This is a genomic window from Variovorax sp. R-27, from assembly GCF_049913215.1.
Taxonomy (GTDB): domain Bacteria; phylum Pseudomonadota; class Gammaproteobacteria; order Burkholderiales; family Burkholderiaceae_C; genus Variovorax.
The window spans coordinates 1,697,591-1,720,787 of sequence record NZ_CP183984.1; the positions used below are offsets into that span (position 1 = coordinate 1,697,591).

21 protein-coding genes are annotated in these 23,197 nt (G+C 66.6%); 13 read left to right on the forward strand and 8 right to left on the reverse strand.

Annotated elements, in window-relative coordinates:
- The first annotated feature begins 51 nt into the window (after nt 1-51).
- Nucleotides 52-615, forward strand: coding sequence for a putative glycolipid-binding domain-containing protein (locus ACN9MV_RS07630; protein ID WP_093050349.1), 564 nt, complete (start codon nt 52-54; stop codon nt 613-615).
- Here ACN9MV_RS07630 and ACN9MV_RS07635 read toward each other — a convergent pair whose 3' ends face one another.
- Entirely contained in the window at nt 616-1,608 is a 993-nt protein-coding gene (locus ACN9MV_RS07635) for a Bug family tripartite tricarboxylate transporter substrate binding protein (protein WP_426391740.1), read from the reverse strand.
- A complete protein-coding gene (locus ACN9MV_RS07640) occupies nt 1,605-2,525 on the reverse strand; it encodes a LysR family transcriptional regulator (RefSeq protein WP_426391741.1) in 921 nt (306 codons plus the stop codon). The genes ACN9MV_RS07635 and ACN9MV_RS07640 overlap by 4 nt, the downstream gene beginning before the upstream one ends.
- Nucleotides 2,526-2,643: 118 nt before the next feature.
- Here ACN9MV_RS07640 and ACN9MV_RS07645 point away from each other — a divergent pair, with 118 nt between their 5' ends.
- The 3 genes from ACN9MV_RS07645 to ACN9MV_RS07655 are packed head-to-tail and all read left to right on the forward strand — an operon-like array spanning nt 2,644 to nt 7,759.
- The gene (locus tag ACN9MV_RS07645) at nt 2,644-5,391 is read left to right on the forward strand and encodes a tannase/feruloyl esterase family alpha/beta hydrolase (protein WP_426391742.1); all 2,748 of its coding nucleotides are present in this window, start codon (nt 2,644-2,646) and stop codon (nt 5,389-5,391) included.
- Nucleotides 5,392-5,441: 50 nt separating this feature from the next.
- Nucleotides 5,442-6,737, forward strand: coding sequence for an alpha/beta hydrolase family protein (locus tag ACN9MV_RS07650; RefSeq protein WP_426393150.1), 1,296 nt, complete (start codon nt 5,442-5,444; stop codon nt 6,735-6,737).
- 44 nt (nt 6,738-6,781) lie between these two features.
- Entirely contained in the window at nt 6,782-7,759 is a 978-nt protein-coding gene (locus ACN9MV_RS07655; RefSeq protein WP_093049105.1) for a tripartite tricarboxylate transporter substrate-binding protein, read from the forward strand.
- Here ACN9MV_RS07655 and ACN9MV_RS07660 read toward each other — a convergent pair.
- Nucleotides 7,731-9,617: an ATP-binding protein gene (locus tag ACN9MV_RS07660; protein ID WP_426391744.1), complete on the reverse strand. Its 1,887-nt coding sequence runs from the start codon at nt 9,615-9,617 to the stop codon at nt 7,731-7,733. The genes ACN9MV_RS07655 and ACN9MV_RS07660 overlap by 29 nt on opposite strands.
- A gap of 70 nt (nt 9,618-9,687) precedes the next feature.
- A complete protein-coding gene (locus ACN9MV_RS07665) occupies nt 9,688-10,536 on the reverse strand; it encodes a class I SAM-dependent methyltransferase (protein ID WP_426391745.1) in 849 nt (282 codons plus the stop codon).
- Between the two features lie 78 nt (nt 10,537-10,614).
- On the opposite strand from ACN9MV_RS07665, the gene ACN9MV_RS07670 reads away from it, so the two are divergent.
- A complete protein-coding gene (locus ACN9MV_RS07670) occupies nt 10,615-11,052 on the forward strand; it encodes a helix-turn-helix domain-containing protein (RefSeq protein WP_426391746.1) in 438 nt (145 codons plus the stop codon).
- On the opposite strand, the gene ACN9MV_RS07675 is transcribed toward ACN9MV_RS07670, so the two are convergent.
- On the reverse strand, nt 11,049-11,828 hold the full coding sequence (locus ACN9MV_RS07675; RefSeq protein WP_093076066.1) for an IclR family transcriptional regulator: 780 nt from the start codon (nt 11,826-11,828) through the stop codon (nt 11,049-11,051). The genes ACN9MV_RS07670 and ACN9MV_RS07675 overlap by 4 nt on opposite strands.
- A 188-nt stretch (nt 11,829-12,016) precedes the next feature.
- On the opposite strand from ACN9MV_RS07675, the gene ACN9MV_RS07680 reads away from it, so the two are divergent.
- The 8 genes from ACN9MV_RS07680 (at nt 12,017) to ACN9MV_RS07715 (ending at nt 19,433) form a co-directional block, all read left to right on the forward strand.
- A complete protein-coding gene (locus tag ACN9MV_RS07680) occupies nt 12,017-12,892 on the forward strand; it encodes an amidohydrolase family protein (protein ID WP_426391747.1) in 876 nt (291 codons plus the stop codon).
- A gap of 8 nt (nt 12,893-12,900) precedes the next feature.
- Nucleotides 12,901-14,427 (forward strand): sugar ABC transporter ATP-binding protein, encoded by a 1,527-nt coding sequence (locus ACN9MV_RS07685; protein WP_426391748.1) that lies wholly within the window; start codon nt 12,901-12,903, stop codon nt 14,425-14,427.
- Between the two features lie 16 nt (nt 14,428-14,443).
- Entirely contained in the window at nt 14,444-15,469 is a 1,026-nt protein-coding gene (locus ACN9MV_RS07690) for an ABC transporter permease (protein WP_093049123.1), read from the forward strand.
- Nucleotides 15,470-15,513: 44 nt separating this feature from the next.
- On the forward strand, nt 15,514-16,467 hold the full coding sequence (locus ACN9MV_RS07695) for an ABC transporter substrate-binding protein (protein WP_093049126.1): 954 nt from the start codon (nt 15,514-15,516) through the stop codon (nt 16,465-16,467).
- Nucleotides 16,468-16,487: 20 nt separating this feature from the next.
- Nucleotides 16,488-17,765 carry an L-fuconate dehydratase gene (locus ACN9MV_RS07700; protein ID WP_426391749.1) on the forward strand — a complete coding sequence of 426 codons (1,278 nt, stop codon included), beginning with the start codon at nt 16,488-16,490 and terminating at the stop codon, nt 17,763-17,765.
- An 18-nt stretch (nt 17,766-17,783) separates the two neighbouring features.
- Nucleotides 17,784-18,560, forward strand: coding sequence for an SDR family oxidoreductase (locus ACN9MV_RS07705; RefSeq protein WP_426391750.1), 777 nt, complete (start codon nt 17,784-17,786; stop codon nt 18,558-18,560).
- 29 nt (nt 18,561-18,589) lie between these two features.
- On the forward strand, nt 18,590-18,919 hold the full coding sequence (locus ACN9MV_RS07710; RefSeq protein ID WP_093049134.1) for an L-rhamnose mutarotase: 330 nt from the start codon (nt 18,590-18,592) through the stop codon (nt 18,917-18,919).
- Nucleotides 18,920-18,992: 73 nt separating this feature from the next.
- A complete protein-coding gene (locus ACN9MV_RS07715) occupies nt 18,993-19,433 on the forward strand; it encodes a helix-turn-helix domain-containing protein (RefSeq protein ID WP_426391752.1) in 441 nt (146 codons plus the stop codon).
- An 18-nt stretch (nt 19,434-19,451) separates the two neighbouring features.
- Here the strand turns inward: ACN9MV_RS07715 and ACN9MV_RS07720 are convergent, their stop codons facing one another.
- The 3 genes from ACN9MV_RS07720 to ACN9MV_RS07730 all read right to left on the reverse strand — a co-directional run bounded on the left by ACN9MV_RS07720 (nt 19,452) and on the right by ACN9MV_RS07730 (nt 23,084).
- Entirely contained in the window at nt 19,452-20,786 is a 1,335-nt protein-coding gene (locus ACN9MV_RS07720; protein ID WP_093050355.1) for an MFS family transporter, read from the reverse strand.
- A gap of 132 nt (nt 20,787-20,918) precedes the next feature.
- Nucleotides 20,919-22,076 carry an alpha-hydroxy acid oxidase gene (locus ACN9MV_RS07725; RefSeq protein ID WP_426391753.1) on the reverse strand — a complete coding sequence of 386 codons (1,158 nt, stop codon included), beginning with the start codon at nt 22,074-22,076 and terminating at the stop codon, nt 20,919-20,921.
- Nucleotides 22,077-22,199: 123 nt separating this feature from the next.
- Nucleotides 22,200-23,084: a LysR substrate-binding domain-containing protein gene (locus ACN9MV_RS07730; protein WP_426391754.1), complete on the reverse strand. Its 885-nt coding sequence runs from the start codon at nt 23,082-23,084 to the stop codon at nt 22,200-22,202.
- Between the last annotated feature and the right edge of the window lie 113 nt (nt 23,085-23,197).

A 23,197-nucleotide genomic window follows, 5' to 3' on the forward strand; every position in this document is an offset into this window, starting at 1 on the left:
GCGCGGGTCATTGCTTGCGCGGTGCAGCATGCCGGTGCCATCATCCGCGCCATGCAAACAGTCGCCTCCATCCTTTGGCGCAGGCTCGATGTACCGGGCCACGACGCCTGCCGTCTAGAACGCAATGCCTCGGCCTGGCAACTCGATGGCGCGGCCGTGTTCCGACAGGAAGACGGCCGCATCGGCCAACTGCACTACCGCGTGCGCTGCGACCTGCACTGGCACACCCAATGGGGCACCGTGCGCGGCTGGCTGGGCGACGTGGCCGTCGATCTGTCGATTGCCCGCGACCCGCGTGGCCACTGGAAGCTCAACGACGAGGCGGTGCCCGACCTGTCGCACTGCGTCGATCTCGACCTGGGCTTCACGCCTGCAACCAACCTGCTGCAGTTGCGACGGCTCAACCTGGCGAAGGGCGAGGGCGCCGATGCTCCGGCGGCCTGGGTCGATCTGGATGGTGGTGGCGTGCTGAGCGAGCTGGCGCAGCGCTACGAGCGGCGTAGCGAGAGCGAATATGCCTACGAGGCCAAGCGCTTCGACTATGCGGCGACGTTGAGCGTGACGGAAGACGGCTTCGTGCGCGACTACCCGAGGCTCTGGGTCGCCGAGAAGTAATCAGTCGAACTGCGAGCGGTCGCCCGCGACCAGTTCGCGATTGCGCCGTCGATCAACCGCAATCTCGTGCGCAAAATCGTCGGTGCCACCACCGGCCGGCAGGTTGTATGCCCCACGCAGCCGCGCACGCACCACGCTGCTGTCCAGCACACGATTGATCTCCGCATTGAGCCGCTGCACCACCGCCGCAGGCGTGCGTGCCGGCGCGAAGATGCCGAAGAGCGAATCGCGGTTCGCCTTCTCGAAGCCCAGCTCCGCGAGCGTGGGAACCGCGGGCAGTGCCTCGATGCGAGCAGGCGCGCCGACTGCAAGCGCCTGGAAGCGCCCGCCTTCGATGTACTGAAGCTGCTGCGCCGCGACGTTGGTCGACAGCACCTCGAACTGTCCGCTCAGCGCATCGTTGAGTTGAGGCCCGCCGCCCTGGTAGGGGATGTGCGTGATGTCGGTGCGGCTCTGCATGCGCACCTGCGCCAGCACCAGGTGGCCGATGGTCGCCACGCCCGAGGTGGCCCAGCGCACCTCGCCCGGTTGCCTGCGCGCCTGCGCGATCAGCTCACCGAAGCCGTGCCCTGTGAAGGCCGGCGTGCCCACCACAAGCACCGGCGTGCGCATCACGCTGGCCACGGGCACGAAGGCGCGCTGCGGGTCGTAGGGCACGCGCGCCAGCAGCGGGTGCAGCGTGAGCGGGCTGATGGCGGAGAAGGCCAGGGTGCAGCCATCGGGTGTTGCGCGCGCGAGCGCATCCATGCCGAGACTGCCGCCCGCGCCGGGACGGTTCTCGATCAGCACCGGCACGCCCAGCGACTGCGCCAGAGGCTCTGCCAGCACGCGTGCCATGCCGTCGCTCACGCCGCCGGGCGGGTAGACCACGATCAGGCGCACCGGGCGGCTTGGCCATGGCGCGGCATGCGACACCTCCGGCAGCGCGCACATCGCCGTCGCGAGCGCGCCGCCCGCGCGCTGGATGAAATGACGACGCCGCAGCAAGCTCATGACCCCGGATTTTCGACAGCCAACCTGCGCAGCAGCTCCGCGAAATGCTGCGCGGGCAGGTTGTCTTCCTCGACGCGCGACACCAGCGTGAGCGGCGCATCGAGCTGGCCGCCATCGGCCAGCCGCGCATAGGCGATGGCGTGTGCGTGCACGCCGGTCATCGAGGCCGGCACCACCGACAGGCCGACACCGGCGGCCACTAGGTTCAGGTTGGTCATCATGCGATCGACTTCGGCCACCACGCGCGGGCGCAGGCCCTTGGCGTGGCACAGCGCTAGCAGGTCGGCATAGAGGCCGGGCGCGCCGGGGCGGCGCACGAGGATGATGCCTTCCTCGCACAGCTTCGCGAGCGGTAGCGGGCGCGAGGCCTTGTTGCGGCCGAGGGCAAAGCGATGGTCGCTGGGCATGGCAACGAGCACCGGCTCGCGCAGCAGCGTCTCGAACACCAGCCCCTCGGGCCGCGCGACCGGCACGCGCAACAGGCCGCAGTGCAGTCGGCCCGCGGCCAGCGCCTCGGTGAGTTCGGCGGCGTTGTCTTCGCGCAGCTGAAGCTCCACCGCGGGGTGCGCACGGCGGAACTCGCGCAGCGCCTCGGGCATGAAGCGGTGCGCCGCGGCCGAGCTGGTGAAGCCGACTGCGAGCGTGCCGGCCTGGCCCTTGGCTACACGCACCATGCGCTGCTTCATGGCGTCCATGTCCTGCAGCATGCGCAGCGCCTCGGTCTGAAAGAGGCGGCCCGCGTCGGTGAGGGCCACGCCGCGCGGATGGCGGCGAAACAGCAGCACACCCAGCTCGCGTTCCAGCGTCTTGATCTGCTGGCTGAGCGGCGGCTGCTGGATGCCCAGTTGCTCGGCCGCGCGTGTCATGTGGCCGGTCTCCGCGACGGCGGCGAAGTAGCGCAGTGCCCGTATGTCCATATTTTTTTCGTATGAAGAGTGCCTTGTTATTTTATTTGACCCTAAGTCACCCTGAATCTATCGTCCGGCCGCCTATTCAAAAAGCGGCCCACCGAGGCCGCATGCCGGAGACAAATCCATGCGCACAACGCGCCCCGCCTCGATGTTTCGTGCCGTCGTTTCCGCGATCGGTATTTCGCTGATCCTTGTCGCCTGTGGTGGCGGCGGTGGGGGAGGCGGCGGTGCCGGCTTCCTCCCGATCCTGCCCACAACCCCGCCCGCCAGCGACGGCAATAACCCGCCCGCCGACAACCCGCCGGACGGCCCGCCCGACAACCCGCCGCCCCCGCCCGTGCAGCCGGTTGTCTCCTGTGCCGACCTGTCGGGCAAGAGCCTGCCCGCCTCGCTCATCAGTCTGCCCACGCAAGGCGCCACCGTCACCAGTGCCACGCCCGTGGCCGCGGGCGACGTGGGCAACACGCTCGGCGACTACTGCCGCGTGCGCGGCACCATCCAGCCGGTGGACCCCGCTTCGCAGGTCATCAACTTCGCGGTGAACCTGCCCGAGAAGTGGAACCAGAAGACCATCCACTTCGGCGGCGGCGGCTTCGACGGCGTGCTCATCGACGGCACCGAGGTCATCCGCTTCGGCCCCGCCGACAAGCCCGCGCCGCTGGCGCTGGGCTACGCCACCTACGGCGACGACTCGGGCCACCAGTCGGGCAGCATCACCGACGGCAAGTTCGCGGCCAACGACGAGCAGCTGGCCAACTACGGCGGCCTCTCGCTCAAGAAGACGCGCGACGTGGCGCAGGCGCTGGTGCTCGCGCGCTACGGCATGGCGCCCAAGCACGCCTACTTTCTCGGCACCTCGACCGGCGGGCGCGACGCGCTGAGCTACATCCAGCGCTGGCCGCTGGACTACGACGGCGTGATCGCCAACGAACCCGCGCTCAACTACACCGGCACGCGCCTGTCGAACGTGGCCGTGGGCCGCGCCCTGTACCGCAACGGCGGCGCGGGCTGGATGAACGTGACCAAGACGCTGCTGGTGCAGAAGACCGTGATGAACGCCTGCGACAAGCTCGACGGCGCAGCCGACAACCTCATCAGCAACGTGGAGAGCTGCCGCCTGCTGAACATGCAGATCCTGGCCTCGCTGCGCTGCCCCGGCGGCACGGACACGGGCAACACCTGCCTGTCGGACGCGCAGCTCGACACCGTGCGCGCCATCGAGAACCCGCTGGACTTCACGACCTACTCGCTGGCCAACGGCGTGAAGCGCGCGGGCGGCTACAACATCCTCGAAGGCACGCTGGTGGCCGGCCCGTACACCACGCGCGACCTCGGCACGCGCGCCGTGCCGGGCAACCCGGCGACCTCGCTGGACGCCAACATGTACGTCACCGGCGACCAGTGGGTGAAGTACTTCGTCACGCGCATCGACGCCTTCGATTCGCTCACCTTCGACCCACTTGACCCGGGCACCTACACCGCGCGAGTGACGGCGGTATCGAACCTCACGGACGCGACCAACCCCAACCTGGCACCGTTCTTCGGCCATGGCGGCCGGCTCATCATGCTGCACGGGCTGGCCGACGAGGTGATCAGCAACAACTCGACCATCGACTACTACAAGCAGGTCGTCGCCACGCTGGGCCAGGCGGCGGTCGACCAGGGCATGCGCTTCTACACCGTGCCCGGCATGGGCCATGGCACCGGCAGCTTCATTCCCAACTGGGACTCGCTCGCCGCGCTCGAAGGCTGGGTAGAGGGCGGCCTCGCGCCCGCCACCGGCATCGCGGCCGACGCGGTGGCCGGCACCTATGGCCGCACGCGCCCGCTGTGCCGCTTTCCGGCATGGCCCAAGTACCGCGGCAGCGGCAGCCTGGACGCGGCCGTCAACTACAGCTGCGTGACCGAGGTCGGCGACCCGCTGGCCTGCCCGAACCTGCCCGCCTCCGTCACCAGCTACAAGGGCGGCAACAGCTTCGGCGAAGAGCTGCGCGTGCAGATCGACCCCGCCGCCATGACCTACGCCATAACCATCGACGCCAGCCTGCAGCGCACCGTGGGCACGCAACGCACCGGCTCGCTCATTGCCGAGGGCAACTGCAGCTATTCGAGCGCCGAGAGCGGCGCGGTGTTCAGCTTCGGGCCCGGCGGCGTGGTGTCGGGCGGCGTGAACGCGCCCAGCGGCGGCGGCTTTGCGCCCCTGGTGGCGTTCCAGAACACCTTCGCGGCGGCGCCGGTGTCGGGCGACTTCAAGTCGGTGGCGAACATCTTCAACGCGGTGGGTGTGCAGCAGGGCACGAGCGGCACCAGCGCGCAGTCGCTGGCCGTGCGGCTGCGCAATGCGGGCACCTTCCAGTACTGCCGCGACCCGGTGTCGGGCGGCTTCATGATCTACGACGCCAACTGCACGCAGACCGAGAAGGGCTACGTCGCCTACAACACCACGCGCGCCTCGTTCGACCTGTTCACCACCTCGCCCACGGGCAGCGCCGTGACCACCGGCGGCACGCTCACTGGCTCGATGGTGATTGGCCTGGTCAACGGCGTCGCCGTACCGGTGCACCTGGTGCGCGAGTCGGCCGCGAATGCGGGGCTGCGTGTGTTCGGCCTGCAGCAGAGCCTGACGCCCGGCACGGCCGACGGGAGCTATGCGCTGGTCAGTGTCAAGGGCGAGAACCACGATGCCACGGTGGCCGGCAACGGTTTCAATCTGGCGGGTGCTGCCGCGGTGCTGAGCTACGACGCGCCCGTGCTGGGCGTGGTGCAGGCCGATGCGGGCCGACCGGGCAATTTCATCTTCAACAGCGGCGTTCTCGCCTTCGTCTCCGACCCGGGAGCGAACGCGGCGCTCGAATTCGGAGTACGCCATTGAAAAAACGACTGTCCAGCCTCGCGGCATTCGCACTGATCGGCGCTGCGCCGATGTTGTCCGCGCATGCGGCGGCGACCGCACCCAAGGCCACCACCTGCCCCGCGCCGGTGCCCGAGGCCGCGCGCTGCTACACCGGTGAGGACGGCACGGGCGCCCTCTACTGGATAGCGATCCCGAAGGACTGGAACCGCGGCGTGCTCGTCATGCACGCCCACGGCGGCCCCGAGACCGGACCGCCCAAGCTCGAGCGCAGCGCGGAAGACCTCAAGCGCTGGGCCGTCACCGTGAAGGCCGGCTACGCCTGGGCCGGTTCCACCTACCGGCGCGGCGGCTACGGCGTGACCATGTCGGCCGAAGACACCGAGCGTCTGCGCCAGATCTTCGTGCGCCACTTCGGCCAGCCGCGCCGCACGCTGCTGCACGGGCAGAGCTACGGCGCGGGCGTGGCGGCGAAAGCGGCCGAGCTGTATGCGCCGGCCGGCGGCGCTAAGAGCCCGTACGACGGCCTGCTGCTGACCAGCGGCGTGCTTGGCGGCGGCAACAGCGCCTACGACTTCCGGCTCGACCTGCGCGTGGTGTACCAGTACGTCTGCCGCAACCATCCGCGCCCCGACGAGCCGCAGTACCCGCTGTGGATGGGCCTGCCGATGGACTCGAAGCTCACGCGCGCCGACCTCGCCGCGCGCGTGCAGGAGTGCACTGGCGTTGGCCTGCCCGCCGCGCAGCGCACGCCAGAGCAGGCGGCGAAACTGAAGACCATTCTTTCGGTCGTGAAGATCCAGGAGCGCTCGTTGGTGGGGCACCTCACATGGGCGACCTGGCTGTTCCAGGACCTGGTGCAGAAACGGCTGAACGGCCGCAACCCCTTCGGCAACATCGGCGTGGTCTACAGCGGCTCGGCCGACGATGCTGCGCTCAATGCCGGCGTGGCGCGCTACGCGGCCGACCCGCAGGCCAAGGGCGCATTGGCGGCCGACAGCCAGCCCACCGGCCGCACCGCGCTGCCCACCGTGGGCCTGCATGCCATCGACGACCCGACCGCTTTCGTCGAGCTGGAGAATTCCTATCGCCGCATCCGCGATGCGGCAGGCACCGGCGACCTGCTGGTGCAGAGCTTCAGCAACGAGCGCGAGCACAGCTACCTCAGCGATTCGGAATACCCCGCGCTCTTTGCCGCGCTGCTCGACTGGATCGACAAGGGCGAGAAGCCCACGCCCGAAAGCCTCGCGCAGCGCTGCAAGTCGCTGATGCCTCGCTACGATGCCGACGGCAAGAACGGCTGCCACATCCAGCCCACGTGGCAGCCGCCCGCGCTCGAAAGCCGTGTGCCGTCACGCGCGCCCTGATCTACTTTTTTCATCCTCTTTTTTCCCAACGTCTCGGAGACTCCATGAAGAAACTGTTCGCCCTCGCGGCGATCGCCGCTGCCGCCGTCGCTGCCCACGCGCAGGACTTTCCGGGCAGCAAGCCCGTCACCATCGTCGTGCCCTTCGCAGCCGGCGGCCCGACCGACCGCGTGGCGCGCGACCTTGCCGAGGCGCTGCGCAAGCCGCTCGGCGGCAACACCGTCATCATCGACAACGTGCCCGGCGCCGGCAGCTCCATCGGCGCGGCCAAGGTGGCGCGCGCCGCGCCCGACGGCTACACGCTGCTGCTGAACCACATCGCGATGGCCACCGTGCCGAGCCTGGTGCGCAACGTGCCGTTCAAGGTCGAGACCGACTTCGAATACCTGGGCATCGTCAACGATGTGCCGATGACGCTCATCTCCAAGCCCAGCATTCCCGCCAGCAACTACAAGGAGCTGAGCACCTGGATCGCCGCCAACAAGGGCAAGATCAACATCGGCAACGCCGGCGTGGGCTCGGCCTCGCACCTGTGCGGCCTGCTGTACCAGAGCGCCACCAAGACCGAGATGACGCCCGTGCCCTACAAGGGCACCGCCCCGGCCATCACCGACCTGATCGGCGGCCAGATCGACCTGCTGTGCGACCAGACCACCAACACCACGCCGCAGATCCAGGCCGGTAAGGTAAAGGCCTTTGCCGTCACCACATCGAAGCGGCTTGCGCTGCCGATGCTGAAAGACTTGCCGACGCTCGACGAAGCCGGGCTGAAGAACTTCCAGGTCACCATCTGGCACGGTCTCTATGCGCCGAAGGGCACGCCTGCGCCGGTGTTGAAGAAGCTCAACGATGCGCTCAAGGTTGCGCTGAAAGACCCGGACTTCATCCATCGTGAAGAGCTGCTGGGCGCCGTGGTGGCCACCGACGGGCGCATCGAGCCGGCGGGTCACAAGAAGTTCGTGATCGAAGAGATCGCCAAGTGGACGCCTGTGATCAAGGCGGCTGGCGTCTACGCGGACTGAGGGCTGGCTCCCTTTCCTCGCTGCGGATGATCTGGTGCAGGGTGCGCAGCAGCACCTCCGGCTGAACCGGCTTGAACATCACGACCAGATCGCTGGCGTAAGCGGCACGCACACGCTCGGGGTCGGTATCGCCCGTGACCAGGATCGTGGGCACGCGACGGCCGGCAAGCTGGCGCAGTTCCGCGGTCGCCTGGATGCCGTCCTGCGGGTCAGCAAGCCGAAAGTCGACGATGAAAGCGTCGAAGTCTTCCGGCGTTGCCCGCACCTGTGCGCAGGCATCGGACAGCCGCGTGGTGATTTCGATGCGCTCGCAGTAGGGTGCCAGCCACATGCGCACCGCCTCACCCACAGGTTGCTCGTCGTCGAGCAGCAGCACGCGTGGGGGCACCAGCGGTAGCTCCGTGGTGTCGATCGCGGCGGGAGCAGGTGTAACCGTGGGCGCGAGGGCCGGGGCTGCCGGTGCCGGTGGTCGGCGCGGCAGGTCGACCCAGAACACGCTGCCATGGTCCTGCCGGGAACGCACGCCGACTTCACCGCCGAGCAGGTCGACCAGGCGCTTGACGATGGCCAGCCCGATGCCCAGGCCACGCGCGACATCACGTTGCGGGTTGTCGACCTGGTAGAACTCGTCGAACACATGAGGCAGATGCTCGGGTGCGATGCCCAGGCCCGTGTCCCACACGGCCAGGCGCAAACGGTCGCCGCGTGGTCGCGCGCTCACAAGAATGCCGCCGCACCGTGTGTACTTGAGGGCGTTGTCGACGAAGTTGGTCAGCACGCGCAGCAGCAGGTCGGCATCGGTTTTCAGCCATTCGGGCCCGGTATGGAACCGCAGCGAAAGCCCCGCCTGCTGGGCACGCGGCTCGAAGAGTTGCGACAGCCGCAGGAACAGCGGGTCCACGGCGATCTCCGTGGGCTGGGGCACCACAGTGCCCGCATCGATCTTGGAGATGTCCAGCATCGCGTTGAGCAGGCCGCTCACTGCGTCGGTCGCCTGCACGACGCGGCCGGCCACGGGGGCAAGCGGGTGGTCCGCGAGGTCGCGCTCCAGCGAGCGGGAGAACAGCGCCAGTGCATGCACGGGTTGGCGCAGGTCATGGCTGGCCGACGCGAAAAACCGGCTGCGCTCGCGGTTGAGCCGCTGCAGCTCGAACGACTGGCGCAGCAGCTGTTCGCTCAGCAGTTCCTTGTCGATCTGGTCTGACAGGCTGCGCCGGATGAGCTGGTGCTGCGACAGTGCGTAGCGCGCCATCGAGCCGCCGAACAGCAGGCCGACCACGCAGGTGAACCAGCCGTCCGTGCCGCCCATCCACGCGAAGCGCGTCACCACGCCCAGCGTGAGCGGAATGGTGACCACAGGCACCATGGCGCGCCATGTGGCGATCACCGGCACCGAGCCCATCAGCACGGCGAACATGCCCAGCAGCAGGATCAGGATTCGCATGGGCGATTCCGTACCCGGCGGCATCAGCGCCCAGGGCGCCAGCGTCCACATGGACATGTAGGCGCCCAGCGGGCACATGAAGCGCCACGCGCCGTCGGGCTGGCGCAAGGTGAACTCGGGCTCCGGGTACAGACGCGCGTTCCAGCGCATGAACACCAGCCTCAGGCCGAGCAGCGCGCAGATCACGAAGCCCCACATCAATGCGCCGAGGCCGCGCGTCATCCAGAAGAACACGCCGGCCATCGCGATGGCCGCGGCCAGCGCCGTGAGCACCGTGGGCGGGCCCATCACGAACATGCGGCGCAACAGGCGTTCGCGAACCAGCTGGGCATGGGAGTCGCCGGGGCCAGGCGGTGCATCTGCGCCCGTGATCGTGTTGCCTGGCGCGGATGAGGGTGAGCCCTGCGTACTCATGAAGGGCAGTGTAAGGGAGGCGATACGTGTGCAAGGCTTGCAGGAGTTCGTGCGGCGCGCTCCGGTGCTTTCAAGGCGCGCGCGCAACGACCATCCAGCAGGCGGCGGTCAGGCGCACTTCGTCACCATGCACAAAAGCCTCGAAGGCAGCACGCACCGTGTCGATTGCCTGTGCACGCACGTGCTCGTCCGCCTGCTGAAGCACATTGCCGACGGGGCCGAGCCGGCTCAGGTAGCCGATCAGTTCTTTCTCGTGCATGGTGCAGGGCACGTCAATGGGCTGGATTTCGATGTCGACCCAGCCGCTCTCATCGAGGATGGCGTGGACCCGGCGCTTGTCGCCGAAGGCGAACTGGCCCGGCGCATCCGGCCGGCGGGCGGGGAGGTTCGGCAGCAGCGGCGCGGCGGCGCGCTCGGCGGTGGTCATGAACGGGTTTTCTGCCGCACTGCGCCAGGCGATGAAGCGCAGCTCGGCGTTGTCCCTTGCGGCAGTCCGCAGGTTGGCAAAGGCCCGCACGGGGTCGTCGAAGAACATCACGCCGAAGCGCGACATGATGCTGTCGAAGCTCGCGGGCTCGAAGGCGTGGGTCTGCGCGTTGGCGCAGATGAAGCTTGCCGGCGAGCCTTCGCGCTCGGCGCGGCTGCGGGCGACGGCAATCATCGGCTCCGAGATGTCGATGCCGACGCAACCGCCTTCGGCGCCGTGCAGCCGTGCGAATGCGAGCGTGGTGCTGCCGGTGCCGCAGCCCACGTCGAGCACGCAGCTTCCCGGTCGGGCGGACGCAGCCTCGACGAGCAAGTCTTCGAAGGGCTGGAACAGGCGGTCGAGCGTTGCCTGCGTGTCGACCCAGGCGCGTCCGGCCGAGCCGTTCCAGAGCCTTGCCTGTTCGTCGCCGGCCTGCGGGGTGGTGTCGTCCATGGTCGTTTCCTTTGGCTTGCCTTCATGAGGCGGAAACCGCACTATGCAAGTTCAAGTCGGCTTGAGGTCAAGAGGGTAATGAAACATCTGGATATCGGCGAGGTTGCGCAGCGCTCCGGCGTGCCCGCCTCGACGCTGCGCTATTACGACGAGAAGGGGCTGATCGCCTCGACCGGAAGGCACGGCCTGCGCCGCCTGTTCGATGCCGGCGTGCTGGAGCGGCTCGCACTCATTGCACTGGGGCGCGCCGCCGGCTTCTCTCTGGGCGAGATCGCGCGCATGTTCGGGCCCAACGGGCAGCCGCGCATCGACCGGTTGATGCTCACAGCCAAGGCGGAAGAACTCGACAGGACGATCCGCAGCCTGAGCGCCATGCGCGACGGCCTGCGGCACGCTGCTGTGTGCCGCGCGCCCAGTCACATGGAATGCCCCACCTTTCGCCGCATCCTCGGGGCTGCGGCGTCCGGGGCCATCGGGGGGCGAAAGAAGAAGGCGCCCAAGCCTCCCGGGAACTAGGCGTTCGCGAGCAGCGAGAGGTCGCGCGCAGCCTGCAGCATCAGTTCGCGCGCGCGGTCCAGCGACGGAATGGTATGGCGGTCGATGCGCCGGATGTACGGCGTGGTGAGCACCGCCAGCGCATGCCCGTGCGGGCCGAGGATGGGGCACGAGATGTCTATCACGCCGAAGTACTGCATGCTCTCGCGCTGCCGGTAGCCGGTGGCGCGCACGGCTTCGAGCATGTGCTCCAGCTCGTCGGGCGGTATCTGCACCTCGCCGTCGAGCGCCACGTGCTCGGCCACCATCTGCTTGCGCCGCTCGTCCGATTCGCAGGCCAGCAGCACCTGGCCCGAGCCGGTGTCGAGCAGGTTCACGCGTGTGCCTGGCCGCACCGTCATGTTGCTCGCCGCCGGGCTGTTGACCTGCGCCACGATCTGAACGTTGCCCCGGTCGTACACGCCCAGGTGGCACGACTGCTCGGCCTCCTTCACGTAGCGGTCCATCACCGGAAGCGCCTGCGTGACCAGCCGGTGGTTCGGCGGGTAGCGGTGCGCAAGGTCGAACATCTTCAGGCTCAGGCTGTAGCGGTCGCCCGCGAGCGAACGCAGCACGTACTGCCGCGCCACCAGCCGTTCGAGCATGCGGTAGATCTCGCTCGGACCGCGGTCGAGCGCCTTCACGATCTCGCCGCGCGTCAGGCCCTCGGGCTGGTCGGCCAGCAGTTCGAGGATGTCCAGGCCCTTGTCCAGCGCGGGCGCGCGGTAGCGCTCAGGGTCTTCGGCGGGCTTGCTCAGGATGTCGGTTTGAATCGATTTGTTCACTGGTGAATTTCAACAGCAGACATTGCTTTTTGCAAGTTTCGTTCTACGGGTAAGCACCCATGAAGTGCGCTTGACGCTAAAAGTTCGTATGTAAATACTCTGTTCACACATGGACTAGAGAGGCAAGGCGTTCGGCAGCATACCGCTGCCCGCGACCGGACATGATCCAGCGCATCGACTCGCACCAGCATTTCTGGCGGCCCGCACGCGGCGACTACACGTGGTTGAGCGCGAGCGTGCCGACGCTGGCCCCGCTGGTGCGCGACTTCCTGCCCGAAGACCTCGCGCCGCTGCTGCAGGCTCACGGCGTGGGCCGGACCGTACTGGTGCAGGCCGCCGAATCGAAGGCCGAAACCGACTTCATGCTCGACCTGGCCACGGCGCACGACGTCATCGGCGGCGTGGTCGGCTGGGTCGACCTGAGCCGGCCTGGCGCCGTCGCTTCGCTGGAGCGGATGGCGCGGCACCCCAGCTTCAAGGGCGTGCGGCCGATGCTGCAAGACCTGCCCGACGACGACTGGATCGCGCACCGGCCGCGTCCTGATGCACTACGCACCTTGCTGCGGTTCGGCCTGCGCTTCGATGCGCTGGTGAAGCCACGGCACTTGCCGCCGATGCTGCGCTTCCTGAAGCAATGGCCGGAGCTGCCCGTGGTGGTCGACCATGGGGCCAAGCCACCCGTCGGCGCGCACGGCAGCGAAGACTTCGAGCGATGGCGCAAGAGCATTGCAGCGGTCGCGGCACTGCCGCAGGTGTGCTGCAAGTTCTCGGGGCTGTGGGGTGAGGCTCCGCCGTCCACGCACGGCGACGTCGATGCGGCCGTGCGCGCCGTGCGCCCGGTGTGGGAGCACCTGCTCGACGTGTTCGGGCCCGATCGCCTGATGTGGGGCAGCGACTGGCCCGTGCTCACATTGGCCGGCAACTACGCGGGCTGGGTTGCCGTGAGCGAGGCCTGCATCGGCAGCCTTTCGCCAAGCGAGCAGGCCAGCGTGTGGCGTGGCACGGCGCAGCGCTTCTACGACCTGTCACTGCACTGAGATTGCCCATGACGCAACCCATCGTCACCCTTCGCGACCTGAGCAAGTCTTTCGCCGGCGTGCGCGCGCTCGACAAGGCGCAGTTCGAGCTGCTGCCCGGCGAGGTGCATGCGCTCATGGGCGAGAACGGCGCGGGCAAGTCCACGCTGATGAAGGTGCTGGCGGGCGTGTACCGCAAGGACTCCGGCGAAGTGCTGCTCGACGGCCAGCCCGTGGACATCGCGAGCCCGCGCGCTGCGCAGGCCCTGGGCATCGGCATCATCCATCAGGAGCTCAACCTGATGAACCACCTGAGCGCCGCGCAGAACATCTTCATCGGCCGCGAGCCGCGCGGGCGCTTCGGCCTCTTCATCGACGAAGAGGCCATGTGCGCCGAGACGCAACGCATCTTCGAGCGCATGAACCTGCGGCTCGACCCGCGCACGCCGGTCGGCGAGCTCACGGTGGCCAAGCAGCAGATGGTGGAGATCGCCAAGGCGCTGTCGTTCGACTCGCGCGTGCTCATCATGGACGAGCCCACTGCCGCGCTGAACAACGAAGAGGTGGCCGACCTGTTCCGCATCATCGGCCGGCTGAAGTCGCGGGGCGTGGCCATCGTCTACATCTCGCACAAGATGGACGAGCTCAAGCGCATCGCCGACCGCGTGACCGTGATGCGCGACGGCCAGTACATCGCCACCGTGCCGATGGCCGAAACGCCGATGGATTCGCTCATCGCCATGATGGTGGGCCGCCAGCTCGCGGAGGTGGAAACCGACATGCCCGACACCTCGGGCAACGAGATCGTGCTCGAGGCCAGGGGCATCTGCCGCGGAACGATGGTGCGCAACGCGAGCTTCGTGCTGCGCCGCGGCGAGATCCTCGGCTTTGCGGGCCTGATGGGTGCGGGCCGCACCGAGCTGGCGCGCGCGGTGTTCGGCGCCGACCGTATCGACGCGGGCGAGGTCTTCGTGCACGGCAAGAAGGTGTCGATCAAGTCGCCCGAGGACGCGGTGGCCCACGGCATCGGCTACCTGTCGGAAGACCGCAAGCACTTCGGCCTGGCCACCGGCATGGACGTGGAAACCAACATCGCGCTGCCGAGCATGAAGAAGTTCCTGTCGATGGGCCTGTTCATCGACCAGGGCGCCATCGAGGCGGCCGGCGAGCGCTACGTGAAGCAGCTCAGCATCAAGACGCCTTCGGTGCGCCAGCAGGTGCGGCTGCTGTCGGGCGGCAACCAGCAGAAGATCGTGATCGCCAAGTGGCTGCTGCGCGACTGCGGCGTGCTCTTCTTCGACGAGCCCACGCGCGGCATCGACGTGGGCGCCAAGGCCGAGATATACCGCCTGCTCAACGAGCTTGCCGCGCAGGGCAAGGCCATCGTGATCATCTCTTCGGAGCTGCCCGAGATATTGCGCATGAGCCATCGCGTGCTCGTGATGTGCGAAGGCCGCATCACCGGCGAGCTGCCGGCGCGCGAAGCCTCGCAGGAAAAGATCATGCAGCTCGCCACCCGGCGTGAAACCACCGCTGCTGCTGCCGCCACCGCATGACGATTGGAGACACCCTTTGACGACCCCCACCGCCACCACTGCAGTCACGCCCGGCTTCTCGCTGAGGGCCCGGCTTTTTCGCCCCGCCACCAGGCAGAAGCTGCTGGCCTTTGCCAGCCTCGTTGCGCTGATGGTGTTCTTCAGCGTCGCGTCGCCGCAGTTTCTGCAGGCCGACAACCTCGTGAGCATCCTGCAGTCGACAGCGGTGAACGGCGTGCTCGCCATTGCCTGCACCTTCGTCATCATCACCGCGGGCATCGATTTGTCGGTTGGCACGCTGATGACCTTCTGCGCCGTCATGGCCGGCGTGGTGCTCACCTACATGGGCATGCCGCTCGCATTGGGCATTGCGGCGGCGATTCTCTTCGGCGCGCTGGCAGGCTTTGTCTCTGGCGTGCTGATCGCCAAGCTCAAGATACCGCCCTTCATCGCGACGCTGGGCATGATGATGCTGCTCAAGGGCTTGTCATTGGTGATCTCGGGTACCAAGCCGATCTACTTCAACGACACGCCGGACTTTCCGGCGATCTCGCAAGACTCGCTCATCGGCTACTTCATTCCGGCGCTGCCGATTCCCAATGCGGTGCTGATCCTGTTCCTGGTGGCGGTGGCCGCGAGCATCGTGCTCAACAAGACCATCCTGGGCCGCTACACCTTCGCGCTCGGCAGCAATGAAGAAGCGGTGCGCCTGTCGGGCGTGAACACCGACTTCTGGAAGATCGTGGTGTACACGGTGAGCGGTGGCATCTGCGGCATTGCGGGGCTGTTGATTGCCTCGCGCCTGAACTCGGCGCAGCCCGCGCTGGGGCAGGGCTACGAACTCGACGCGATTGCGGCCGTGGTGATCGGCGGCACGTCGCTCAGCGGCGGCACCGGCACCATCGTCGGCACGATCATCGGCGCCTTCATCATGAGCGTGCTCACCAACGGCCTGCGCATTCTTTCGGTTGCGCAAGAGTGGCAGACGGTGGTCACGGGCGTGATCATCATCCTGGCCGTGTACGCCGACATCCTGCGCCGCCGCGGCAGCAAGACGCACTGATTCCCCTCGCTTTCGTTTCGTTCTACAACCACAGGAGACTTCGCATGATCCAGAGAAGAACAGCCGTTGCGTGCACGCTGGGCGCGGCGCTCATCGGCCTTGCCGGCATCGCGCAGGCGCAGACGCAAGAGGTCTACATCCCGCTCGTGTCCAAGGGCTTCCAGCACCAGTTCTGGCAGGCCGTGAAGTCGGGCGCCGAGCAGGCCGCGAAAGACTACAAGGTCAAGGTCACCTTCGAAGGCCCCGAGACCGAGGCCATGGTCGACAAGCAGATCGACATGCTTTCTGCCGCGCTCGCCAAGAAGCCACAGGCCATCGGCTTTGCCGCGCTCGACAGCCAGGCGGCCATTCCGCTGCTGAAGAAAGCGCAGGCCGCGAAGATTCCGGTGGTGGCATTCGACTCGGGCGTGGACAGCGACATTCCCGTGACCACCACGACCACCGACAACAAGGCTGCCGCCGCGCTCGCAGCCGACAAGATGGCCGAGCTGATCGGCAAGAGCGGCGAAGTCGCGCTGGTGGTGCACGACCAGACCAGCCGCACGGGCGTCGACCGGCGCGACGGCTTCGTGAACCGCATCAAGTCGACCTACCCGAACATCAAGATCGTGAGCGTGCAGTACGGCGGCGGCGACCAGCTGAAGTCGACCGAGATCACCAAGTCGATATTGCAAGCCTCGCCAAACCTCAAGGGCATCTTCGGCGCCAATGAAGGCTCTGCCATCGGCGTGGTCAATGGCGTGAAGGAGATGAAGCGCAACGGCAAGGTCGTGATCATCGGCTACGACTCCGGCAAGCAGCAGAAGAACGCCATCATGGACGGCAGCATGGCCGGCGCCATCACGCAGAACCCCGTGGGCATGGGCTACAAGACCGTCGAGATGGCCGTGAAGGCCATCAAGGGTGAGAAGCTGCCGAAGGTGGTCGACACCGGGTTCTTCTGGTACGACAAGACCAACATCGCCGATCCGAAGATCGCAGCGGTGCTGTACGACTGATCGCTCGCCCGCAAAGTCCCATGACCATCGTCCGATCCATGCGCGTGCTCGACGTGCGCTTTCCCACCTCGCAGCATCTGGACGGCTCCGATGCGATGAACCCCGACCCCGACTATTCGGCGGCGTACGTCGTGCTCGAAACCGACCAGCCGGGGCTCGAAGGCCACGGCCTCACCTTCACCATCGGCCGCGGCAACGAGATCTGCTGCGCGGCCATCGAGGCGATGCGGCATCTGGTCGTGGGGCTCGACCTGGCGTGGGTGGCCGAGGACATGGGGCGCTTCTGGCGGCACGTAACTTCTGACAGCCAGCTGCGCTGGATCGGTCCCGACAAGGGCGCGATTCATCTTGCGACCGGCGCGGTGGTCAACGCGATGTGGGACCTGTGGGCCAAGTCCGAAGGCAAGCCCGTGTGGCAGCTGGTAGCCGACATGAGCCCCGAGGAACTGGTGCGATGCATCGACTTCCGCTACATCACCGACTGCATCGCGCCGGACGAGGCGCTGGCCCTGCTGCGCGCGGCGGCCGTTGGCAAGGCCGAACGCATCGCCACGCTGCAGGCCGAGGGCTACCCCTGCTACACCACATCGGCCGGCTGGCTGGGCTACTCCGACGAGAAGCTGCGGCGCCTGGCGCAAGAGGCTGTGGATGCGGGCTTCAACCACATCAAGCTGAAGGTGGGGCGCGACCTGCAGGACGACATCCGCCGCCTGCGCGTGGCGCGCGAGGTGCTCGGGCCCGACCGGCACCTGATGATCGACGCCAACCAAGTGTGGGAAGTCGGCCAGGCCATCGACTGGGTGCGCCAGCTGGCGTTTGCCAAGCCGTGGTTCATCGAGGAACCCACCAGCCCCGACGACGTGGAAGGCCACCGCAAGATTCGCGAGGGCATCGCACCGGTGAAAGTGGCCACGGGCGAGATGTGCCAGAACCGCATCATGTTCAAGCAGTTCATCATGCGCGGCGGCATCGACGTGGTGCAGATCGACGCGTGCAGGCTAGGCGGCGTGAACGAGATTCTTGCGGTGATGCTGATGGCCGCGAAGTACAGGCTGCCCGTGTGCCCGCATGCAGGGGGAGTGGGGCTGTGCGAGTACGTGCAGCACCTGTCGATGATCGACTACCTCTGCATCTCGGGCACGCGCGAAGGCCGCGTGGTCGAGTACGTCGACCACCTGCACGAGCACTTCGTCGAGCCCTGCGAGATTCGCAATGCGGCCTACATGCCGCCGAAAGGCGCGGGCTTCTCGATCACGATGAAGCCCGAGTCGCTGGAGAAATACCTCTTTCGTGGATAAGGAAAGGCACTGCACAGCATGGACCTGAATCTGAAGGACAAGGTGGTGATCGTTACCGGTGGCGGCAGCGGCATTGGCGCGGCCATTTCGATGACGCTGGCACAGGAGGGCGCGGTGCCGGTGATCTGCGGGAAGAATCCGCTCGAAGCGCCTTTTGAAGAAGCATTGCTTGCATTGCAGCCGCGCGCGAGGTTCTTCCAGTTCGAGCTGATGGAAGAGGCTGCCTGCGCGAAGGCCATTGCCGATACCGCCGCCGAGTTCGGTCGCATCGATGGCCTGGTCAACAACGCGGGCGTGAACGACAGCGTGGGGCTGGAGGCGGGACGCGAGGCCTTCGTACGTTCACTCGAACGCAATCTCGTCCACTGCTACGTGATGGCGCATTACTGCCTGCCGCACCTGAAGGCCAGCCGCGGCGCGATCGTGAACATCTCGTCGAAGACGGCAATAACGGGGCAGGGCAACACCAGCGGCTACACCGCAGCCAAGGGCGGGCAACTGTCGCTGACGCGTGAGTGGGCTGCTTCATTGCTGGAGGACGGCGTTCGCGTGAACGCGGTGATCCCGGCCGAGGTGATGACGCCGCTGTACCAGCGCTGGATCTCCGCGTTCGACGAGCCTGATCGCAAGCTCGCGGAGATCACCGACAAGATCCCGCTTGGCCGCCGCATGACGACTCCACAGGAGGTTGCGGACAACGTCGTGTTCCTGTTGTCGGAGCGTGCCGCGCACACCACCGGGCAATGGGTGTTTGTGGACGGCGGATATACGCATCTGGATCGGGCGCTGACCTGATTGATTCCCTGCTTTGATCGGAACAAGCCATGCGCCATTTCCTGGCCCTCGATTTGAAAGACGACCCTGTATTGATCGCCGAGTACGAGGCTTATCACCGCAGCATCTGGCCCGAGGTGCGCGAGCACCTGAATGCGCACGGCATAACGGCCATGGAAATCTACCGGCTCGGTACGCGGATGGTGATGCTGATGGAGACGGACGATGCCTGCTACAACGCCGATGCCATGGCGCTTGCCACGCGGAGCAATCCAAAGATCAGGGAGTGGGAAGAACTGATGTGGAAGTTCCAGGCGCCCACGCCCTGGACGCCTGAAGGGGAGAAGTGGGTCGCGATGACGCGGATCTTCGCTTTGTAATCAAAAGATTCAAATTTGATCCAAGATTTGACATTCTTGTCCCGTGTTTACATTTGCTGGGCACAATGCCGGCATGCCAAACATTGCATCCATCCTTAAATCTGAAATCTCGCGTGTCGCCCGCAAGGAAGTCCGCGCAGAAATGGAAACCCTCAAGAAGGCATCGGTTCATCACCGCGCGGCCATAGCGGCATTGCGCCGCCAAGTGAGTTCGCTGGAGAAGGAACTGCGCAACGTTACCAAAGGCACGGCCCGCAGTGCACGCGCGAGCGAACCCGACGAGTCGGATGAAGGCGGAACCAAGCGCCGCTTCAGTGCCGGGCGCTTGGCTGCGCATCGCACGAAGCTGGGTATTTCCGCCGCGTCTTATGGAAAGCTGGTGGGCGTGTCGGGCCAGACGATCTACCACTGGGAACAGGGCAAGGCCCGGCCCAGGGCAGCGCAACTCGAGAACCTTGCTTCGGTGCGCGGGCTGAGCAAGCACGAAGTGGCGCAGCGTCTGGAAGCCGAGTAGCCAGCTGCCAGTGTTGGTTCAGTGATCGTGATGAAGGTAGCTCGCTTGCCTCGGCAGGCGCAGGCTCACCAGGAACGCGATCACCATCATCGCGCTCACATACCAGAAGAATGCCGACTCGTGTCCCAGTGACTTGAGTCCCAGCGCCACGTATTCCGCCGAGCCGCCGAAGATCGCGTTGGCCACGGCATAGGCCAGCCCTACGCCCAGCGCCCGCACTTCAGGCGGGAACATCTCCGCCTTCACGATCCCGCTGATCGAGGTGTAGAAGCTCACGATGGCCAGCGCCACGATGATCAGCACGAAAGCCATCACCGGGCTCGTCGTGTGCTGCAGTGCGGTAAGGATGGGCACGGTCGTCAGCGCGCCGAGCCCGCCGAACAGCAGCATGTTGTTGCGCCGCCCGATGCGGTCCGACAGCGCGCCGAACACCGGCTGCATGCACATGTAGGCGAACAGCGCCCCGGTCATCACATAGCTTGCGGTCTTGATGGGCAGGTGCACCGTGTTCACCAGGTATTTCTGCATGTACGTGGTGAAGGTGTAGAAGATCAGAGAGCCGCCGGCCGTGTAGCCCAGCACCGTGAGGAAGGCGGGCGTGTGATGCCTGAACAGGCCGGCCATGCTGCCGGCCTCCTTGTTCTTCTTGGCTTCGTCGGTCTGCGTTTCATGCAGCGTGCGGCGCAGCAGCAGCGCGACAACCGCTGCGATGGCACCGATGACGAACGGAACACGCCAGCCCCAGGCCTTGAGTTCGGCCTCGGTCAGCAGTTGTTCGAGCACCACGATCACCAGCACCGCGAGCAGTTGCCCGCCGATCAGCGTGACGTACTGGAATGACGAGAAGAAGCCGCGCTGGCCGCGCAGTGCCACCTCGCTCATGTAGGTGGCGGTGGTGCCGTATTCGCCGCCAACCGACAGCCCCTGGAACAGGCGGCAGATCAGCAGCAGGAAGGGCGCCCACGCGCCGATCTGCGCGTAAGTCGGCAGGCACGCGATGACGAGCGAGCCGGCGCACATCATCGTCACCGAGATCAGCATCGACGTCTTGCGCCCCAGCCGGTCGGCCACGCGGCCGAAGAGCCAGCCGCCGATGGGCCGCATCAGGAAGCCGGCCGCGAATACGCCGGCGGTGTTCAGCAACTGGGCGGTGGGGTCCGATTTGGGAAAGAAGGCCGGCGCGAAGTACAGCGCCGAGAACGCATACACATAGAAGTCGAACCACTCGACCAGGTTGCCGGAAGAGGCCGCCATGATCGCGAAGACGCGGTGGCGCTTTTCTTCGGCCGTGTAGTGCGGTAGTGGCGAAGCAGAGGCCGCTGGGCCTCCCGGAACAGGCGTGACTGCGCTCATGGTGCCTTCTTGTGCCGTGCAGGCAATGTTGTTGTTGCCAAAACATTCTGCGCCGGCAAGAGGCTGCGGCGTGTCGGTCAACGCCGCATCGGCCTACCCCCGAAGTGGCCTTCGGGAGGCCTTCAGGCAAGCCTAGAACGTACCCGGCAGCAGGATGCTCGAATCGACTTCGTCGATGCTCGTGCGGCCGCAGAAAGCCATCGTGATGTCGAGCTCCTTGTGGATGAGCTGCAGCGCGCGCGTTACGCCCTCTTGCCCATAGGCACCCAGGCCATACAGGAAGCTGCGGCCGATCATGGTGCCGCGTGCGCCCAGCGCGCGGGCCTTGAGCACGTCTTGCCCGCTGCGGATGCCGCCGTCCATCCACACCTCGATCTCGGTGCCCACCGCGTCGACGATGGCGGGCAGCGCCGCGATGGATGATGGCGCGCCGTCGAGCTGCCGGCCGCCGTGGTTCGACACGATGAGCGCATCGGCGCCGCTCGAGGCTGCAAGGCGCGCGTCTTCCACGTCCATGATGCCCTTGAGGATGAGCTTGCCGCCCCAGAGCTTCTTGATCCATTCGACATCGGCCCAGCTCAGCGCGGGGTCGAACTGCTCGGCGGTCCACGACGACAGCGACGACAGGTCCTTCACGCCCTTGGCGTGGCCCGCGATGTTGCCGAAGGTGCGGCGCTTGGTGCCCAGCATGCCCATGCACCAGCGCGGCTTGGTGGCCAGGTTGATCAGGTTCTTGATGGTGGGCTTGGGCGGTGCCGTGAGGCCGTTCTTGATGTCCTTGTGGCGCTGCCCGAGGATCTGCAGGTCGAGCGTGAGCTGCAGGGCCGTGACGTTGGCGGCCTTTGCGCGCTCGATCAGTCGTTCGATGAAGTCGCGGTCCTTCATCACGTAGAGCTGGAACCAGAAGGGGTGCCGGTCGGTGCCTTCGGCAATGTCTTCGAGCGAGCAGATGCTCATGGTCGACAGCGTGAACGGAATGCCGAAGGCCTTGGCCGCGCGCGCACCGAGGATTTCGCCGTCGGCGTGCTGCATGCCGGTGAGGCCGGTGGGCGCAATGGCCACGGGCATTGCGGCCTCCTGGCCGACCATGGTGGTACGGGTGGAGCGGCCTTCCATGTTCACGGCCACGCGCTGGCGCAGCTTGATCTTCTGGAAGTCGCTCTCGTTGGCGCGGTAGGTGCCCTCGGTCCAGGCGCCGGAGTCGGCGTAGTCGTAGAACATCTTCGGCACACGCCGCTTGGCGATCACCCGCAGGTCTTCGATGCTGGTGATCTTGGAAAGGTCGGACACGGGCTGTCTCCTGGCTGGTTCTTGTGGGTTGACGAAGGCGAACCGGCCATTATCGGCAGGCGCTCCGGTGCGCCATCTGAAAAAAGCCGGGCTCGCAACTGAAAAAAATTCAGATCGGCCGCTTCACTCGCGCAGGGCCTCGCGCAGCCACTCGACGAAGGTCGCGCACTCCCAGCGCTCCATGGCGCCCGGCCGCCAGCACAGGAAGTAGGCGTTGGGCGAGGGCACGCTGCGCTGCGACAGCCGCACCAGCCGTCCGTTGTCGAGCCAGGCGCTGCCCAGCCGCAGGTGCATCAGCACCACGCCGAAGTCTTCGGCCGCCGCGTCGAGCGCCAGCCCGAGGTCGTTGAACTGGTGGCCCGTGGCCGGCTCGGGCAGGCCCACGCCGCAGGCCTTGAACCAGGTGCGCCACGACTCCAGCGGCGTGCGCAGCAACTGCGCGCGCGACACCTCGGCATCGGTGGCAAAGCCGTCGAAGGGGCCCTGGCGCTTCAGGTAGGCGGGGCTGCACACCGGCGAGACCTCGTCGGCCAGCAGTTGGACAAACTCGCGATCGTGAAAGGGCCCGGTGCCGAAGCGCAACTCGATGTCGGCTTCTTCGACCGTGACGTTGCGCACCGGCATGGTCACCTGCAGCATCAGCTCGATGTTCGGGTACGCGTCGCGAAACCGCGCGAGCCGCGGCAGCAGCATCTGCCGCGAGAAGGTCGGCGTGACCGCCACGCGCAGCCGCCGCACCTGCGATTCGGGCTCGCGGCCCGGCACCTGCTGCAGCGCCGCAATGGCCTCGCGCACGCGCGCCAGGTAGGCCATGCCGTCGGCGCTGAGGCTGAAATCGTTGCCCACGAAGAACTTCAGCCCCAGCAGCAGTTCGAGCTGGCGGATGCGGTGGCTCACCGCGCTGGGCGTCACGCTGAGCTCTTCGGCGGCGAGGTTCACGCTGCGCAGGCGTGCAACGGCCTCGAAGGCCTGCAGGCCCTGGGTCGAGGGGAGACGCGGAGAAACCATCTTTTGCTGGCGAGGGGAGCGGGTTAGGATGGTAGCGAACGCTTTCGGCCGCTCGTGGCAGGACCATTCCAGCCTCGTGTTGCCGACTCAAAAAGATTCCAACAAAGAGGAGA

What these genes read in the sequence shown, in the direction of transcription:
- ACN9MV_RS07715 (WP_426391752.1), top strand. Translation starts at nt 18,993, where the DNA reads ATGCCAAACATTGCATCCATCCTTAAATCTGAAATCTCGCGTGTCGCC.
- ACN9MV_RS07660 (WP_426391744.1), bottom strand. Translation starts at nt 9,617, where the DNA reads ATGAGTACGCAGGGCTCACCCTCATCCGCGCCAGGCAACACGATCACG.
- ACN9MV_RS07730 (WP_426391754.1), bottom strand. Translation starts at nt 23,084, where the DNA reads ATGGTTTCTCCGCGTCTCCCCTCGACCCAGGGCCTGCAGGCCTTCGAG.
- ACN9MV_RS07630 (WP_093050349.1), top strand. Translation starts at nt 52, where the DNA reads ATGCAAACAGTCGCCTCCATCCTTTGGCGCAGGCTCGATGTACCGGGC.
- ACN9MV_RS07710 (WP_093049134.1), top strand. Translation starts at nt 18,590, where the DNA reads ATGCGCCATTTCCTGGCCCTCGATTTGAAAGACGACCCTGTATTGATC.
- ACN9MV_RS07635 (WP_426391740.1), bottom strand. Translation starts at nt 1,608, where the DNA reads ATGAGCTTGCTGCGGCGTCGTCATTTCATCCAGCGCGCGGGCGGCGCG.
- ACN9MV_RS07655 (WP_093049105.1), top strand. Translation starts at nt 6,782, where the DNA reads ATGAAGAAACTGTTCGCCCTCGCGGCGATCGCCGCTGCCGCCGTCGCT.
- ACN9MV_RS07670 (WP_426391746.1), top strand. Translation starts at nt 10,615, where the DNA reads ATGAAACATCTGGATATCGGCGAGGTTGCGCAGCGCTCCGGCGTGCCC.
- ACN9MV_RS07695 (WP_093049126.1), top strand. Translation starts at nt 15,514, where the DNA reads ATGATCCAGAGAAGAACAGCCGTTGCGTGCACGCTGGGCGCGGCGCTC.
- ACN9MV_RS07640 (WP_426391741.1), bottom strand. Translation starts at nt 2,525, where the DNA reads ATGGACATACGGGCACTGCGCTACTTCGCCGCCGTCGCGGAGACCGGC.
- ACN9MV_RS07650 (WP_426393150.1), top strand. Translation starts at nt 5,442, where the DNA reads ATGTTGTCCGCGCATGCGGCGGCGACCGCACCCAAGGCCACCACCTGC.
- ACN9MV_RS07665 (WP_426391745.1), bottom strand. Translation starts at nt 10,536, where the DNA reads ATGGACGACACCACCCCGCAGGCCGGCGACGAACAGGCAAGGCTCTGG.
- ACN9MV_RS07685 (WP_426391748.1), top strand. Translation starts at nt 12,901, where the DNA reads ATGACGCAACCCATCGTCACCCTTCGCGACCTGAGCAAGTCTTTCGCC.
- ACN9MV_RS07700 (WP_426391749.1), top strand. Translation starts at nt 16,488, where the DNA reads ATGACCATCGTCCGATCCATGCGCGTGCTCGACGTGCGCTTTCCCACC.
- ACN9MV_RS07645 (WP_426391742.1), top strand. Translation starts at nt 2,644, where the DNA reads ATGCGCACAACGCGCCCCGCCTCGATGTTTCGTGCCGTCGTTTCCGCG.
- ACN9MV_RS07720 (WP_093050355.1), bottom strand. Translation starts at nt 20,786, where the DNA reads ATGAGCGCAGTCACGCCTGTTCCGGGAGGCCCAGCGGCCTCTGCTTCG.
- ACN9MV_RS07705 (WP_426391750.1), top strand. Translation starts at nt 17,784, where the DNA reads ATGGACCTGAATCTGAAGGACAAGGTGGTGATCGTTACCGGTGGCGGC.
- ACN9MV_RS07680 (WP_426391747.1), top strand. Translation starts at nt 12,017, where the DNA reads ATGATCCAGCGCATCGACTCGCACCAGCATTTCTGGCGGCCCGCACGC.